This is a genomic window from Proteus vulgaris, from assembly GCF_011045815.1.
Taxonomy (GTDB): Bacteria; Pseudomonadota; Gammaproteobacteria; order Enterobacterales; family Enterobacteriaceae; genus Proteus; species Proteus vulgaris_B.
The window spans coordinates 2,576,184-2,592,452 of record NZ_CP047344.1 but is presented as its reverse complement, the minus strand read 5'-3'; the positions used below and the strand labels follow the sequence as shown (position 1 = coordinate 2,592,452).

The window sequence follows — 16,269 nt, the reverse complement described above, 5'->3', positions numbered from 1 at the left end:
AAAAATATTTAGGGGTTTTTACTTAGTTATTTTTGTAATATAGATTTATGATACTATTAAAATATAAAAAAATAACGTTATTATTATTTGATCTTCATCTCAAAATTTAAAACATTTTAATTTTATTAAATTTATTCTTCTTTTTAACATGCTGATTATTTCTTGTGTTTTTATTATTTGTCTTTTTTCTTTAGTGATTGATTTTGTTTTAAAAATACAAAAGTAGTAATTTACTTTTTTATTTATATTATAATTATATGATAAAGTTATTATTCATTTACAATGGAGTATCCTAAGGTAATTAATTTTTTTGTAAAATATATAATGTGTAAAAAATAAAATACATATTACTCTATATATGAGTTTATTAATTATGGAGTGATATGAATATGATTTGTAATATCAGTTTTAAAATAAAATTATTGGCCATTATATTATTTTCATCTACATTTTCTCATGCCAATAATACCACTTTATTAGGTGGAAATAGTAAAGCAGATGGTAATGAGTCGACAGCAGTTGGATATAATACGTGGGCACATTCAGACCAATCAACAGCAATTGGTGCTAATGCGGGTGCTGAAGGGAACAACGCAACTGCAATTGGACATAAAAGTACAGCAATTGGTGATAATGCATTGTCATTAGGAAGTGGTGCTATGGCAATTGGTGAAGGATCTCTTTCTATTGGCTCTCAGGCATATAGTGAAAATAAAGACGCCATTAGTATAGGAAAAGGTGCAATAAATAATGCTGAAAATGGTGTTATTTTAGGAAGCGGTAGCCGTCTTTCTAATAGTGCAGATAATTCTGTGATTATTGGAAGTAAGTCAACAGGAACAGCGAATAACGCAATTATATTAGGCGATAAAAGCAGTAATAATCGAGATAATACGCTATCGATAGGGAGTGATACAAATCAACGACAAATTATTAATGTTGCAGCAGGAACACAAGATACAGATGCTGTGAACGTTTCTCAACTGAAAGAAGAGAAAAATAATATTCTAATTGAAACTGATAAGCGTATTAATGACAATAATATTGTCATTAATGATAAAATTGAGCAAGAAAAAAATGCTTTACTCAAAGCAACCACAACTCAAATAAATGAAAATAATAAAGTAATACAAAATGATATTTCTAAAGCAAGTGAAGCTGTATTAAAACAAAGTGAATCTAAAGCAAAGGTATTAGCTGATGATGCAAATAAAAAATCGAATCAATATACCGATAGTAAAATAAAAGAACATCAAGGTACTATTATTAATTATCTTAATGAAGAAAAAAATGAATTTTATCTTTATACCGAAGATAAGCTTTCAGAAATGAAAGCTGGTGTGGAATCTTATACTGATAATAAAGTCAATGATATAAAAAAAGGAATAGAAGAGCATACTAATAATAAAATTAGTGAGTCTGAAAATAATATTAAAAATTATACAAATGATAGATTTATTGAAATTGAAAATAGTGGTAAAGAGTATACTGATTTTAAAATTAATGAGCAGGATGTAAAAATAGTTGAGCACATTGGTAATGTTAGAGATGAAATTACGATATCAACAGAAGGGAAAGTTAAAGCATCAGAAAAAAGTGCTAATAGTTATACGGATATAGAAATTAGTAAAATAGCATCGGGAATGGAGGGACTTATTGGTAAAAATAATGAAAAAATAACAAAGGAGCGTGAGAAGTATATTACTCAAAAGGGAAATGAGTATATTAATATCACTAATAACATTATTAGTGAGAGAGATGAATCGTTGAAGGAATATATCGAAAGATCAAAACATGACTCTATCTCTATTGCGAATGAGTATACCAATAATAAAATTAAGAACATCTTTATTGATAACGATGTTGCACTGAAAAATATGGATAATAAAATTGATAAGGCAGATAAGAGAGCAAGTGCGGGTATTGCTTCCGTTGCAGCTATGGCGAATATTCCCTATGTGACGGCTCACACTTTTAGTTTAGGTGTGGGGGTTGGTAATTATCGAGATGCTAATGCACTTGCAACGGGCGCCCAGTATCAAATAACAGAAAGTGCAATTATTCGTGTTTCAGCTTCATGGAATACAGAAGATCGCGGTGTTGTGGGTGGTGGTGTTTCTTATGGCTGGTAACTTTATGTTATATCGTGCTGTTTAGGCGTGAAGCTGAAATAAGGTTGTTATTTTTCTATTTATAAGCTGGCTTTTATGCTGTAGCTTTGAATAATAAAGATGACAACCTTTTTTTATATTACGAGTTGATTATGATCTATCTTCATTCTGGCGGTGGTGTTTGTGAAAAGCAGATAAGAGTTAATCAAGCTGCAACAGATAAAGCGCAAGAAATAGCAGAAAGTAAAATGAAATCTGTAGCAGAAATAGCCTCACCTGTTGATTTCCCAAATAAACTTGATGCTATAGGTGCAATATTGTTGATAGAGCCTTCAATTGAATTTGCTCAGGAAGTAGGGCGTAAATATTTACAGTCTATCGATATTGTGATTGCAGAGAGCTCTGATAAAGGAAAAAAATTAACTGTTTGTCAGATTGAATTTGCGGTAGTCAAAATCTGTGTTCTCTAGGTTTTGACTTAATGTAGTTATCCACATTAACTGTGGATAACTCTTGTCTTACATGTTAGTAATCTTATTTATTGTTGATTTTATTGAATATTTTTCTTTGATTGAAAAATATCCATTTGAATTAATTATTTTAATGTCTTGTTATTATTAATAATAATTTACGACATAATAAAATCATGTACTTTTTAATTAAGGAAGGTAAAAAGAGGTTTTTTACTCTTTATAGGAAGCTATTTGTCGAATAATGGCGTGGGCTTACCAGCATTATCGACAGCAACAAAATTAAATTGGCCATGGATCACTTCTTCTCGTCCTTCTGCGTACATATCTTCCAGAAAAATAGAGACATTAACAGTTAAGCTGGTACGTCCAACACGAATAACTTCACCTACAAGTTCAATAATCGTACCTGATGGGATCGGGTGATTAAAGTTAATCTTTTCGGTTGAAACAGTCACTAGGCGTTTACGACTAAAGCGTGTGGCGGTAATAAATGAGACTTCGTCCATCCAAGCTAATGCAGTACCACCAAAGAGTGTGGAGTGATGATTAGTTGTGGTTGGAAAGATAACTTTAGAAACACGAGTAACTGAATTCTTGATTTTATCTTGCAGTTCAGGAGATAAGTCAGAGATAGACATAACAATAAAGCCTTCTTCTTTTTGATACTGTAGGGAAATATTCCCCACAGTATAAAATAGAGTAAATTGAAAGCAAAGTAGATGAATGGCTGATAATGTCGTCAGTAATTAAAAGGTAATTTCGCCTGCTAGAAAAAGAGCAGCATCACCTGTAAGTAGAATACGGCCATTTTTTAATTCACAGTCGATATTTCCACCTCGCTTTGAGACTTGTCTTGCATGTAATTGTTTTTTATTGAGCTTATCGCTCCAAATAGGAGCTAAGACACAGTGAGATGTGCCAGTAACGGGATCTTCATTTACTCCTTTTACTGGTGCAAAGAAACGAGAAATAAAATCAAAAGGTTTATCCCCTTTTGCAGTAATAATAACGCCAGGTAAATCTAACTGGGCTATTTGAGAAAAATCAGGTTGATAATTAATCACTTGATCTGCTTCAGACAAAAAGCAAACATATCTATCACGCGCTTGCCAAACTTCATTGATGGTTAAATTAAGTTGTGTTTCGAGTTGTGATTTTATGCTGTTATTTAACGTCGCAGGAATGGTTGGAAAATCAAGCGTAAAAAATGAGTCTTGGCAAGAGACGGTGAGCTCACCTGAAAGTGAATGAAATTTAAATAAATTATCTGAAACGTGTTTAATCGTCTTTAATACAAATGCGGTGGCTAATGTGGCATGCCCACATAATGGTACTTCTATTTTGGGTGTAAACCAGCGAATGTGATTATCTACTAAAAAGGCGGTTTCAGGTAAATTAATCTCACTGGCAAGTGCAATTAAGGTGGCATCAGGCAACCATTCTTCTAACAAAATGACAGCTGCGGGGTTTCCTGAAAAAGATGTAGAGGAAAAGGCATTAACATAATAAATAGGAAGAACAGTCATCGCATTACCTTAGTGATAAACTATCAATAAATAGAAGATAATGAGATTAAGTGTTTTAAATACTAGGTGCAATATATAAAAATCACCTTTAAATAACAGGGTATAAAAGTAAAAAGCCATGCCTAAAAGTAGATGAGGCATGGCTTCAGTAACGAGCAAGTGAAATTAAGCTTGTGCTTTCTCTTTGCTATCTGCGCTTTGTAAAATCTTACGAACTGGAATAATCAGTGCAGCAAGAACAATGGCACAAATAACCAGTGCGATAGAAACATGAGAGAAGAAATCAGGCATAACATCCAATTTGTCTGGACGAATATTCCCACCCATTAAACCAGCAGCTAAATTACCTAATGCGCTTGCACAGAACCATAATCCCATGACCTGCCCACGCATTCTTGCTGGGGCTAAAATAGTCATTGTGGCAAGGCCAATTGGGCTTAGACATAATTCACCTAATGTCAGCAATAAGATGCTACCAATCAACCAAAGTGGTGAAACGCCTTGTCCTGTTGCGATAACGCTCTCAGATGCAAACATCATGACGGTAAAGCCACCTGCTGCAAATAAAATACCAATCACGAATTTAGTGATGCTGCTTAAATTCATATTCTTACGTGCCATCATTGGCCATAACCAACTAAAGACAGGAGCAAGAACAATAATAAACAGCGCGTTTACAGACTGGAACCAAACTGCTGGGATCTCAAAGCCCATAAAGTTTAAGTCTGTATAGTCATTGGCAAATAAGTTAAATGATGTTGGCTTTTGTTCGAATGCAGACCAGAAAAGGGCGGCTGAAACCAATAAAAGGAAACAAACAAATAAGCGAGAACGATCACTACTACTTAATCCAGCGAATAGGAATAAATAGATAAAATAGGCGATAACACTACCGGAAATCACATAGACCATAAAGTTAGCCACAGCAACTGGGTTAAAAGGAATAACACCAGAAATAATAAGGCCAACAATTGCCATAAGAACGACAGATAATGCTAAAATCCATTGACCGACATTACGACGAACAACCGTTGGGCGATCCCAGCTTGAATCTAAACCAACTTCGCTATCAAAACGACGCATGGTCGGTACGGCGTAAAAGCGGAAAATCAGTAACGCAACAAGCATACCAATCCCACCGATACCAAAGCCCCAATGCCAGCCATAATCACGTACTAAGAACCCCGTGATGAGTGGTGCAATAAATGAGCCCATATTGATACCCATATAAAATAAGGAAAATCCACCATCACGGCGAGTATCATCCCTTTTATATAAGGTTCCTACCATCACTGTGACACAGGTTTTAAATAACCCTGTACCTAATACAATCAGTAATAAACCGATAAAGAACAGATCTTGTGACCAAAACGCAGAAAGTGCGATGGATAGGTGCCCTAATGCGATAAAGATAGAGCCATACCATACAGCTAGGCGTTGACCTAACCAGTTATCAGCGAGCCAACCTCCAGGTAGCGATGTTAAATAAACACCGCCAGCGAAAATACCCACAATAGCAGAAGCCTGCTCTCTGGGGATTTCCATGCCACCCTCATAAACGGTTGCCGCCATAAATAGAATCAATAATGGGCGAATACCATAGAAAGAAAAGCGTTCCCACATTTCAGTGAAGAAAAGGGAGCTTAATGGATATGGGTGGCCAAAGAAAGTTCGGCTAGATTTTGAGTGAGTAGATTGCATCTTAAATTCCCAAAAAAAACCTCTACAGGTCGTTTGCAAGTAAAAAGAACAAAATATTAGCAAGTGATGAAACAAAATTATTTCATTCTGTTATCAATATTCACTGCATTTAATTAATATATTTTTAACATACTTTTGTCAGAATTTAGCGACTAAAAGTATATTTAATACTTTATAAACCATTTTTTGGTGTAAAAGTCGATAAAAATCTCATTTTGCAATAGTTAACCTTGCAATTTTTTGAAAAAAGAGGACAAGAAAATTTTAGAGGTCTTAACAAATAGGTGTTAAGAATGTTCTTAATAAACAATAAATTACAAAAAATAGAATAAAAAAAGTAACAATTGGGCCTTTAAATGTAAAAGTGTAATTTTTTGAAGAAAAAAAACTATTAACTAATCTTATTTGTGGATTTTTTGACTACTTTTCTTGTGGCGTTCTAAAGCTTAACCAAGAATAAATTAGATTAAAAAAGACAACAGCCGCGGTGAAATAAAAAACAGCTCTAAATCCATAGCTTGCAGCAACAAAAGCACCCATTAACGGTCCTGTAACATTTCCAACATCTCTTAGTGCTTGGTTATAACTAAAAATTCGACCCGCAATAGCAGGGGTAATGTTATAGAGAATAAGCGTTTGTACTGCTGGTAACATGGCCGCATTAACTGCACCAAGTAAAAATCGTAACGCACCAAGTTCCCAATAATTACTGACCAGCGCCATTGGAATTAACATAAAAATAGAGAGTCCGAGGGTAAAAATAAGGACTTTATCAGGGCCAATTCGGTCGCCTAGCTTACCAAAGCGAGGGGCACTAATAAGTGCAGCAATACCAGGTACAGAGGCAACAACGCCACTGATAAAGGCAAGGTTACTGACCGATCCTGTTAATTCACGGATATAAAGTGTCAAAATAGGCGTAACAGAGCCCGTCGCTACTTGTATGATCATTGTGGTGAAAAATAGACATACAACGAGTCTTTTGTTTTTAAGTGATGAAAAAACCTGTTTTGTGGTTAGTGCGTCTTTTTTAGAAACAGGCGTGAAGTTTTCACTCACGAAAAAGAGGGTGACTAGAAAACAAATAAATAAAACCGCTGAAGTAATAAAGAATACAGGGCGTAAACCATAGAGGTCAGCAAGCATCCCTCCAATTAAAGGACCAATTAAAGCGCCACTTACGGCACCTGTTGAAAGGGTCCCTAATGCCCAACCACTTTTTTTGACAGGAACTTGAGTTGCAATTAATGCGTTAGCATTAGGAACAAAGCCACCTAATACACCAAGCAAGGCACGTAATACCAATAATTGCCATATATTTTGTGCAAAACCAATTAATACCATGACGATGGCCATGCCAAGGGCAGAGCGTAATAGCATTAATTTTCGACCTTTCCTATCAGATAATTTTCCCCAGAAAGGGGCAGCGATAGCAGAAAAAAGAAAAGTAATACTAAATGCTACACCCGTCCAAAGGTTAAGCTCTTCATGATCGGTTATACCTAATTCTTCAACATATAAAGGAAGAAAAGGCATGATCAAACTAAAACCTGCGCCAGTTAGAAAACAACCAAACCAGACAATATAAAGATTACGTTTCCAAGAATTATTTCGGGGCTTGAGATCCATGTTACTCCTTTAGCCGAGAACGAGAGAGTAAACCAAGAAAATAGGCTGAACATAACCGTGGTGACGTTGAATATTGTGACAACGCATCGGTTTTCTTATTTATAGTGAATAAGAATATAGCCATGATACAGAATAAGTGCGATAGGTCTTGCTCTTATAATGTTTTTTGCAGGAGTTTACAGCGTGTGCTGTTGTTGATTTTATTATTGTTGTATCAGCGTGTTGTCATATTACAAAGTGGCTGCTTTGGAATAAAACAGCCACTTTGTGATTAGTGTACTTTCTTTATTTCGTTATATAAAGAAGCATCACCTTCTGGGCGGGTTTTAAAGCGACGATGCAACCACATATATTGGTCTGGCGCACGTAAAATCTCTTGTTCAACCACTTTATTCATCGCTTTAGCAGTATTTTCCTCATTATCAACGGGGAAATCAGCAACAGCCGGAGAAATAATTAGCTCATAACCCTTACCTTCAGGTAAGCGTTTGGGCGTAAATGGAATTAATGCTGGTTTGCTGGTTCTTGCCAGAATATAAGTTCCCGTTGTTGTTGCTGCTTTATCAACAGCAAACAAAGGTACAAAAACGCTTTTCCGTGGGCCATAATCATGGTCAGGTGCATACCAAACAATTTCACCCGCTTTTAAACTACGTATCATGCCTTTGACATCTTTTCTGTCGATCATCGATTTATTAGAGCGTAATCGACCCCATGTTTGTAGCCAGTCCATAACGGGGTTATCGTTAGGGCGGTAAACACCAATTCCTGGGTTATAGATACCAAAAATACGAGCACCTAGTTCGAGAGTAAGAAAATGTATCCCAATAAGTAAGATGCCTTGTCCTTTTTCTTGAACCGCTGAAATGTTTTCAAGTCCGCTGACTTTAAACCAGCGCTTAACTCGCCATTCAGGCCAAAACCAAGCCATTCCAGTCTCAAACAATCCCATACCAACAGATTCGAAATTTTTATTAACTAAAGCTTCGCGTTCACTTTTTGGCATTTGTGGAAAACAAAGTTCAAGATTTCGTTCCGCTATTTGGAGTCGTTTTTTTAAAAAAACTTTAGAGAAACGGCCTAGGCGTGTACCTAGCCAATAAATGACAGGATAAGGAAGCAGAACCAGAATATAGAGTAATCCGATCCCAAACCAAGTCAGCCAATACTTAGGCTGCAAAAATGATTTTTTAAATGGAGGTGACTTTATCATAAGCCTATCTATTTACTATTTTTCCAATGAATATCTTATATTGTGACACTTTTTAGCGCAGATAAGAAATTTTGTCATAAATTAGGTGAAATTATTTCAATGCCTTGTAATGCAGTCACCAATTCAGCAATATTTTTTGCGGCCATTTTATCCATTACTTTGGCTCGATGAACTTCAACAGTTCTTATTGAAACACAAGCAACTTCAGCGATTTCTCGGTTCATTAAACCTTGAATAACATAATAAGCAATGTCTTTTTCTCTTGGGGTTAATGATGCATAGCGACGACGAATATCATGTGCTGTAAAACGGATATTTGTTTCAAGAAATGCGGCATCTAAGGCAGATAGCAGTGCATTGCTATCAACGGGTTTTTGTAAAAAATCAATAGCTCCCTTTTTGATCTCCTCCACAGCCATAGGAATATCACCATGGCCCGTTAAAAAAATCACAGAAAGTGTGCTGTGCTTATCAATTAAATGCTGGTGGACTTGTCTACCGTCAGGTTTTGGCATCCGCATATCTAATAGCACAACCCCTTGTTGATAGAGATTGACATTGTTGATAAAAAATTCGCTATCATTCCAAACATGGGCTGAATAACCTAAGCTTTCTAATAAAAACTGACAAGCATCAGTGACTGCAAGATCATCATCCACAAGGTGAATAGTGGGCATTTTTTCTCCGTTATTTATTTTTATTAGGGAAAATAAGTGTGATTTTTAATCCGATATTATTTTGCTCATTTTGTTGATTTTCAATGTGAATATCCGCACCTTGAGAAAGTAGTAATCGTTGGCAAATCACTAAACCTAATCCAAGCCCTTCCGTTTTTGTTGTTTGGAATGGAGAAAAAGGTTGTTCAAGCTGACTATGACTCATTCCGCCTGCATCATCTTCAATAACGACAAGCAATCTATCCGGTGCTTTGTGTGTACTTATCTTCAAGTGCTTCGCACCTGCTTGCAGGCTATTGGTGATTAAATTCGATAAAATTTGCTCTAATAAGGTTTCAGGTAAACACAGAGTATCATGCTCATCAACATTGGTTTTCAGTGAAACTTGTGGGTATTTTTCTTCTACACGTAAAAGTTTCCAAATATGGTGGATACACTCAGCGATATTCTGATGAGAAAGCGTAATTGTATCTGTGTTAGGTGTCTGTTTTCCAACCCATAAACGTAGATTTCTAATGATATCAGCACCGCGTTGTGCTTGTTTGTCTATTTGTTGCAATGCAGGTAATAGCGGGTGTGACTCATTTTCTTTTTTAAGGCGAATAACACTACCTTGTGCATAACTTTTTATGGCAGAAAGAGGCTGATTAAGTTCGTGGGCAAATCCTGAAGCCATCTCCCCCAATATATTTAAGCGTTGAGCATGTTCTAATTCTTCTTTTTGCTGCCTTAATCGATTATGTGCATGCTCTAATTGTTGACTGCGACGTCTTACTAAATAGCTAATCCACACTTGGTTTAAAATAAGAAAAAGAATAGCCGCCAACGAAAGACCAATAATAAATTGGTGTTGGATTGCCCAGCTTTTTGCATCTTGCCAAAGTTGTCGTTGTCGAGGATGTTGGTTGACTTCTCTGAGTAAGTTTTCAACTTGTGTATGTGACGCAGGGGCTCCCCATTTCATGGGTTTACTGTCATCTGTGAGTAAAATGCGAGTTACTTTATCAACTAACTCATCAGGCACAGTGTCTAATGCGGCGAATGACCAATTAGGATATAGGGGGGTACTAGTTAAACACGGCGTGTTAGTTTGATAGGAAATCACTGGACGATAATCACTTTTTCGAATCAACCCCTCATTATCCATATTTTCTAGTAGGCAGACGGGAATAATTGCCGCGTTAATATCTTCATCTCGTAAGAGATAAAGCAAGGCATCGGCAGGAAAACCGGTGAAACGTAATGTGAAATCTTTATCGGGATCAATACCTTCTTCGCGTAGTGCTTTATAACCTAAAAGATAACCACCAAAAGCATCAGGAGCAATGGCACCCACACGCTTTCCTATTAGCTCGTGAACAGACGTAATTGGGCTGTCATTACGAACTAAAATCAGGCTACCAATCACATTTCGTGTTGTGTTATCAGGCTCATAACCAGAGCGTAAAGAGAGCAACCAGCGTAATGGAAAAGCATTATCTAATTGAATAAATTGCGCAGGGTTTGTTAGCAAGAAATCAACATTTTTTTTCGCTACTGCTAGCTTCATTTCTTCCAGATTTAAGGGAACTAACACAAAATTTTCTGAAGGAAATTGTTCATTTAATGTTTGAACAAGAGGCAACCAGTGTCTTTGTGTTGAAGCATCACCCCGTAAGGCTAAGACGCCAATGCTCCACTCTTTTGCAATGGCATGTAGAGGTAGTACAAAAAAGAGCAGCAATAATCCGATACTTACTGCTTTTCTTATCCCAATTGTCTGTTTTATCGTCATAAATATCTAATATTAAATATTGTTTTGGATCAAGTTCATACCCAGTATGTGGTAAACCACAATAGGTGTTGTCTTCAGTAATTTTTACAATGCTCTTATAACAAAACACATACTTTTTACTTTCTATTTCCTTCACTCATTGTGAGATTGTGTTGTTGAGTGATGCTGGAGACAAATATGGATCTTGGAAAACGAAAATTTCTACAACAATTAGGGGTCCTTACTGCGGGTGCTTCACTGGTTCCTTTAGCTGAAGCCGGCATTAAATTATCACCTGAGCGTCGTGAAGGCTCGGAAGATAAACGCTATGGCATGCTGATTGATTTACGCCGTTGTGTAGGATGCCAGTCCTGTACTGTGAGCTGTAATATTGAAAATCAAACACCCCAAGGGCAATTTAGGACGACAGTAAACCAATATCAGGTTGCTATCAAGGGGCAAGAAGGGATAACTAACGTCTTGCTACCTAGATTATGTAACCATTGTGATGAACCGCCTTGTGTCCCAGTTTGCCCTGTCCAAGCAACTTTCCAACGTAAAGATGGCATTGTTGTTGTTGATAATGAACGTTGTGTTGGTTGTGCTTATTGTGTTCAAGCATGTCCTTACGATGCACGTTTTATTAATCACTCAACACAAACTGCGGATAAATGCACTTTCTGTGCGCATCGCCTTGAAGTCGGTTTATTGCCAGCCTGTGTCGAATCTTGTGTTGGTGGCGCGCGTATTATTGGTGATATGAAAGATCCTAATAGCACTATTAGCAAAATGCTGCGTACACATGAAAAAGAGCTGAAAGTATTAAAACCAGAAAGTGGCACATTGCCACAAGTTTTCTATCTCGGCCTCGATGATGCATTTGTACAACCGTTAGCAGGTCAAGGACAACCAGCATTATGGCAGCAGGAGGTTCACTCATGATCTCGCAAGTCTCTCAAATTCAAGAAGTCATGGCGATCCCGCAAGAATATTTTTGGTTGCCTTGGGCTGTGCAGTATTTCTTTTTTATTGGTATTGCTTGCAGTGCAACACTTTACGCCTGTTGGCAGTGTTGGAAAGGCCGAGCAGGTAATCAACGTTTAGAAGCCGTTGCGGTATTTATTGCAGTAACAGCGGGTATTACAGCACCGCTTGCTTTAACTGCAGATTTACACCAGACCGCACGTGTATGGCACTTTTATGCTTATCCAACACCGTGGTCGTGGATGGCATGGGGTTCAATATTACTGCCATTATTCTCGGCGTTTAGCATGCTTTACTTTGCGGCAATGGTTGTTCGCTTAGTGTGGAAACGTGAATATAAATTAACACGTTGGGTTGCATTAGCTTGCTCATTAACTGCAATTGGTTTGCTGTTATATACAGGGCGCGAAGCTTCTATCTTAAAAGCAAGACCTGTGCTGTATACCTATTGGTTACCGATCCTTCTGTTCTTTAGTGCAATGCAAGTACTACCAACATTGTTGGCATTAGGAACGCGTCGTGAACCTATACATCAACGTGAATTAGCGATGTGGTTTGTAAGTTCATTAATGTTATTAGCAGTATGTACAGGTTTTTGGGTTGCTGGCGATACTATTTCAGGTCAAGCCATTAGACAACAATTAGCAATGGGAAGTCTTGGCTGGTGGAGTGCTATGGGCGTTATCGCACTATGGGTTATCTCTGTTGCGATGGGACTTTTGATGGCAAAACAAGCTCGTTCGGTTGCATTTATTACCATGATGGCATTTGTATCAATGGGGCTTGCGTGGGTATTACGCTGGTTAATGTTGATGGGTGCGCAATATCTTCCAAAATATAACATTATTACAAATCCTTATGAGTTTACGCTAGGCAATGATGGACTGATGGCAATCGTCGGAACATTTGGATTGTGGATAGCGTTAACCATCATCTTTAGAGAAAGTATTCGTTGGGTTGTCAGGAGAGTGCAGCATGGCTAAATTTACAAGACGTCAATGGCTTAAAGGTGGATTAGTTATCGGTGGTATTACCGCATTTGCTGCCAGCTACCGTGATGTTGCTAAACGTGCCGTAGATGGTTTAGTTGATGGCACATCGGGTAAAGTGACACTTGATAGGATCAATGGTAACTCGTTATTACCTGAAGGTAAGGTTGTTAAAGAGAGCAATTGGCAAGCGAATACTGATCAATCTGTTTGTATGACCCAATGTTTTGGTTGTTGGACGCAATGCGGTGTTCGTGCCCGTGTTGATCGAGCAAACAATAAAGTATTACGTATTGCAGGTAACCCTTATCATCCACTTTCTCATGATCATCATTTTGGCTACAACATGCCAATTAAAGAAGCATTTGAAAAAATGGGGGGTGAAAGTGGGTTAGAAAATCGCTCTACGGCTTGTGCGCGTGGTGCAACCATGATGGAAAGCCTTGATAGCCCAACTCGAATTCTTGAACCGATGAAACGAGTCGGTAAACGGGGTGAAGGTAAATGGAAACGCATTAGCTTTGAACAATTGATCCAAGAAATTGTTGAAGGCGGTGATTTGTTTGGAGAAGGTCATGTTGATGGTTTACGTGCGATCCGTGATTTAGATACTCTTATTGATCCCAAACAACCCTCATTAGGCCCTAAAGCTAACCAATTATTAATGACAAATGCGGGTGATGATGGGCGTGATACATTTATTCGTCGCTTTGCTCAAAACTCATTTGGTAGTAAAAACTTTGGTGCTCATGGCTCTTATTGCGGATTAGCGTATCGTGCTGGTTCTGGTGCGTTAATGAACGATTTAGATAAAAACGCCCACGTTAAACCAGATTGGGATTACGTTGAATTTGCACTGTTCTTAGGAACATCACCAGCACAATCAGGTAATCCATTTAAGCGCCAAGGTCGCCAATTAGCTAATGCACGTATTCGTGACTCGTTTAATTATGTGGTTGTTGCACCGGCTTTACCGTTAACAACAACATTAGCTAACGATCATGGGCATTGGGTTCCTGTTCAACCAGGAACGGATGCCGCTTTAGTGATGGGAATGATCCGCTGGATCATTGAAAATAAGCGCTACAATGCAGACTATCTGTCAGTGCCAAGCGAAGTTTCAATGAAAAATGTGGGTGAGAAGAGCTGGACAAATGCGACTCACCTTGTGATCAGTGATGAAAAACATCCACTTTCAGGACAAATGCTTACCACGGCACATTTTAATGATGTTGCTGAGGGGGAAGAGCAAAACTTAGTGTTATCACTAGATGGTGAATTAGTTCCTGCGACACAAATCGATAAAGCACAATTATTTGCTACGCATAAAGTCACTTTAAAAACAGGCACTGAAGTGACGGTAAAATCAAGTTTCCAATTACTTGATGAAGCAGCTAAACGTATGACACTGGCTGAATATAGCGAGCGTTGTAAAGTACCAGAAACGACCATTGCTGCATTAGGCCGTGAATTCACCGCTTATGGGCGAAAAGCTGCTGTTATCTCTCATGGTGGTATGATGGGAGGAAATGGTTTTTATACTGCTTGGAGCGTGATCATGCTCAATGCACTAATAGGTAACTTAAACCTTAAAGGTGGGGTATCTGTTGGTGGCGGTAAATTTAATGGTGCAACAGATGGCCCTTGTTACAAAATGGATAGCTTTAAGGGTAAAGTGAAGCCAAAAGGTATGGTGTTATCGCGTAGTAAAGCTGCCTATGAAAAATCCGATGAATATCGTGAGCGTGTAGAGAAAGGGGAATCTCCATATCCGGCAAAAGCGCCTTGGTATCCGTTTGCCGCAGGGCAATTAACTGAGCAACTAGGTTCTGCATTAGCGGGTTATCCTTATTCATTAAAAGCATGGATCACGAATATGACCAATCCTGTTTATGGGATCGCTGGTATTCGTCAAGTAATGGAAGAGCGTCTTAAAGATCCGAAGCATTTGCCTTTAATTATCGGCATTGATGCCTTTATGAATGAAACAACCGCGCTCGCAGACTATATCGTGCCTGATACTCACAATTTTGAAAGTTGGGGATTTAGTGCGCCTTGGTCTGGTGTTCAAGTGAAAGCAAGTACCGCACGTTGGCCGATTATTGAACCTCGAGTTGCTAAAACAGCGGAAGGCCAACCAATCTCAATGGAAACATTCTGTATTGCTGTTGCCAAAGCCTTAGATTTACCCGGCTTTGGTGATAAAGCTATTGAAGATATGGATGGAAATTTCTATCCAATCAACAGTGCAGAAGATTACTATTTACGTGTTGCGGCTAATATGGCTTTTATGGGTGAAAAACCGGTTGCACCTGCAACTAATGAAGATATTTTACTGAGTGGTGTTGATCGAATTTTGCCAGCAATAACTTCCACATTAAAAAATGAAGAAGTATTGCGTGTTGCATATATTTACACCCGAGGCGGTCGTTTTGCTCCTTATGACAAAGCATGGAATGGTGATGAAACTGGACCTCAGTGGAAGAAACCATTACAAATTTGGAATGAAGAAGTTGCGAAAAATCATCATGCAATAACGGGTGAGCGTTATAGTGGTTGCCCAACTTATTATCCACCACGTCTTTCAGATGGTAGTGATATTCACCAGCACTATCCTGAAAATCAATGGCCATTAAAACTAATGTCCTTTAAGTCTCATGTAGTGAGTAGCTCAACGGGTATGATACAACGTTTACGAATGGTGAAACCGAGTAATTTGGTCGCAATTAATCCTCAAGATGGTAAAAAATGGGGAGTTAATCATGGTGATAAGGTTCGTATTGTAACACCTGGTGGGCAAGTTGAAGCTGAGATTAGTTTACTCGATGGTGTGATGCCAGGTGTTTTAGCGATTGAACATGGTTATGGGCATCAAGAATTAGGCTCTCGTCAACATTACTTAGATGAACAACCTTTACCGATGGATAAAGATATTGGTAATGGTATCAATCTTAATGATTTAGGGTTTGCTGATCCAACAAGAGAGATAACCAATACTTGGTTAGACTGGGTATCTGGTGCCTCTGTTCGTCAAGGTTTACCTGCTAAAATTGAACGTATCGCTTAATTATTTGCCTTGAACTTTAATCTATCACTTCACTCTTTAAGATGGAGAGTGAAGTGATAACAAAGTGAATAGTTTTTTTATATTATAAAATATACATAATATTAGTTTAATTGTTTTAATATCATATGTACCCTACATACATAGTA

General features: G+C 37.8%; 12 protein-coding genes. 5 read left to right on the top strand and 7 right to left on the bottom strand.

Going from position 1 to position 16,269, the window contains the following annotated elements:
• The first annotated feature begins 383 nt into the window (after positions 1-383).
• Together GTH24_RS12330 and GTH24_RS12325 are read left to right on the top strand one after the other, a co-directional pair.
• The gene (locus tag GTH24_RS12330; protein ID WP_241253955.1) at positions 384-2,132 is read left to right on the top strand and encodes a YadA-like family protein; all 1,749 of its coding nucleotides are present in this window, start codon (positions 384-386) and stop codon (positions 2,130-2,132) included.
• Positions 2,133-2,263: 131 nt separating this feature from the next.
• A complete protein-coding gene (locus tag GTH24_RS12325; RefSeq protein ID WP_072068556.1) occupies positions 2,264-2,581 on the top strand; it encodes a hypothetical protein in 318 nt (105 codons plus the stop codon).
• A 230-nt stretch (positions 2,582-2,811) separates the two neighbouring features.
• On the opposite strand, the gene GTH24_RS12320 is transcribed toward GTH24_RS12325, so the two are convergent.
• The 7 genes from GTH24_RS12320 to ttrS form a co-directional block, all read right to left on the bottom strand.
• Complete coding sequence (locus GTH24_RS12320) at positions 2,812-3,222, bottom strand: acyl-CoA thioesterase (RefSeq protein ID WP_072068555.1); 411 nt, start codon at positions 3,220-3,222, stop codon at positions 2,812-2,814.
• A gap of 108 nt (positions 3,223-3,330) precedes the next feature.
• A complete protein-coding gene (locus tag GTH24_RS12315) occupies positions 3,331-4,110 on the bottom strand; it encodes a PhzF family phenazine biosynthesis protein (RefSeq protein WP_164526465.1) in 780 nt (259 codons plus the stop codon).
• Between the two features lie 165 nt (positions 4,111-4,275).
• Complete coding sequence (locus tag GTH24_RS12310; protein WP_072068553.1) at positions 4,276-5,811, bottom strand: peptide MFS transporter; 1,536 nt, start codon at positions 5,809-5,811, stop codon at positions 4,276-4,278.
• Positions 5,812-6,231: 420 nt separating this feature from the next.
• Positions 6,232-7,440 carry a multidrug efflux MFS transporter MdtG gene (mdtG, locus tag GTH24_RS12305; RefSeq protein WP_072068552.1) on the bottom strand — a complete coding sequence of 403 codons (1,209 nt, stop codon included), beginning with the start codon at positions 7,438-7,440 and terminating at the stop codon, positions 6,232-6,234.
• A gap of 271 nt (positions 7,441-7,711) precedes the next feature.
• Positions 7,712-8,653 carry a Kdo(2)-lipid IV(A) acyltransferase gene (locus GTH24_RS12300; RefSeq protein WP_072068551.1) on the bottom strand — a complete coding sequence of 314 codons (942 nt, stop codon included), beginning with the start codon at positions 8,651-8,653 and terminating at the stop codon, positions 7,712-7,714.
• 74 nt (positions 8,654-8,727) lie between these two features.
• Positions 8,728-9,330, bottom strand: coding sequence for a tetrathionate respiration response regulator TtrR (gene ttrR / locus GTH24_RS12295; protein ID WP_072068550.1), 603 nt, complete (start codon positions 9,328-9,330; stop codon positions 8,728-8,730).
• 10 nt (positions 9,331-9,340) lie between these two features.
• Positions 9,341-11,104, bottom strand: coding sequence for a tetrathionate respiration histidine kinase TtrS (gene ttrS, locus GTH24_RS12290; RefSeq protein ID WP_072068549.1), 1,764 nt, complete (start codon positions 11,102-11,104; stop codon positions 9,341-9,343).
• Between the two features lie 177 nt (positions 11,105-11,281).
• On the opposite strand from ttrS, the gene ttrB reads away from it, so the two are divergent.
• The 3 genes from ttrB to ttrA are packed head-to-tail and all read left to right on the top strand — an operon-like array spanning position 11,282 to position 16,123.
• Positions 11,282-12,025, top strand: a complete 744-nt coding sequence (gene ttrB, locus GTH24_RS12285) for a tetrathionate reductase subunit TtrB (RefSeq protein WP_072068548.1) — start codon at positions 11,282-11,284, stop codon at positions 12,023-12,025.
• A complete protein-coding gene (gene ttrC / locus GTH24_RS12280; RefSeq protein WP_072068547.1) occupies positions 12,022-13,050 on the top strand; it encodes a tetrathionate reductase subunit TtrC in 1,029 nt (342 codons plus the stop codon). Before ttrB ends, ttrC begins: the two co-directional genes overlap by 4 nt.
• Positions 13,043-16,123 (top strand): tetrathionate reductase subunit TtrA, encoded by a 3,081-nt coding sequence (ttrA, locus tag GTH24_RS12275; RefSeq protein ID WP_164526464.1) that lies wholly within the window; start codon positions 13,043-13,045, stop codon positions 16,121-16,123. Before ttrC ends, ttrA begins: the two co-directional genes overlap by 8 nt.
• The last annotated feature ends 146 nt before the right edge of the window (positions 16,124-16,269 follow it).

What these genes read in the sequence shown, in the direction of transcription:
- GTH24_RS12330 (WP_241253955.1), top strand. Translation starts at nt 384, where the DNA reads ATGAATATGATTTGTAATATCAGTTTTAAAATAAAATTATTGGCCATT.
- GTH24_RS12325 (WP_072068556.1), top strand. Translation starts at nt 2,264, where the DNA reads ATGATCTATCTTCATTCTGGCGGTGGTGTTTGTGAAAAGCAGATAAGA.
- GTH24_RS12320 (WP_072068555.1), bottom strand. Translation starts at nt 3,222, where the DNA reads ATGTCTATCTCTGACTTATCTCCTGAACTGCAAGATAAAATCAAGAAT.
- GTH24_RS12315 (WP_164526465.1), bottom strand. Translation starts at nt 4,110, where the DNA reads ATGACTGTTCTTCCTATTTATTATGTTAATGCCTTTTCCTCTACATCT.
- GTH24_RS12310 (WP_072068553.1), bottom strand. Translation starts at nt 5,811, where the DNA reads ATGCAATCTACTCACTCAAAATCTAGCCGAACTTTCTTTGGCCACCCA.
- mdtG (WP_072068552.1), bottom strand. Translation starts at nt 7,440, where the DNA reads ATGGATCTCAAGCCCCGAAATAATTCTTGGAAACGTAATCTTTATATT.
- GTH24_RS12300 (WP_072068551.1), bottom strand. Translation starts at nt 8,653, where the DNA reads ATGATAAAGTCACCTCCATTTAAAAAATCATTTTTGCAGCCTAAGTAT.
- ttrR (WP_072068550.1), bottom strand. Translation starts at nt 9,330, where the DNA reads ATGCCCACTATTCACCTTGTGGATGATGATCTTGCAGTCACTGATGCT.
- ttrS (WP_072068549.1), bottom strand. Translation starts at nt 11,104, where the DNA reads ATGACGATAAAACAGACAATTGGGATAAGAAAAGCAGTAAGTATCGGA.
- ttrB (WP_072068548.1), top strand. Translation starts at nt 11,282, where the DNA reads ATGGATCTTGGAAAACGAAAATTTCTACAACAATTAGGGGTCCTTACT.
- ttrC (WP_072068547.1), top strand. Translation starts at nt 12,022, where the DNA reads ATGATCTCGCAAGTCTCTCAAATTCAAGAAGTCATGGCGATCCCGCAA.
- ttrA (WP_164526464.1), top strand. Translation starts at nt 13,043, where the DNA reads ATGGCTAAATTTACAAGACGTCAATGGCTTAAAGGTGGATTAGTTATC.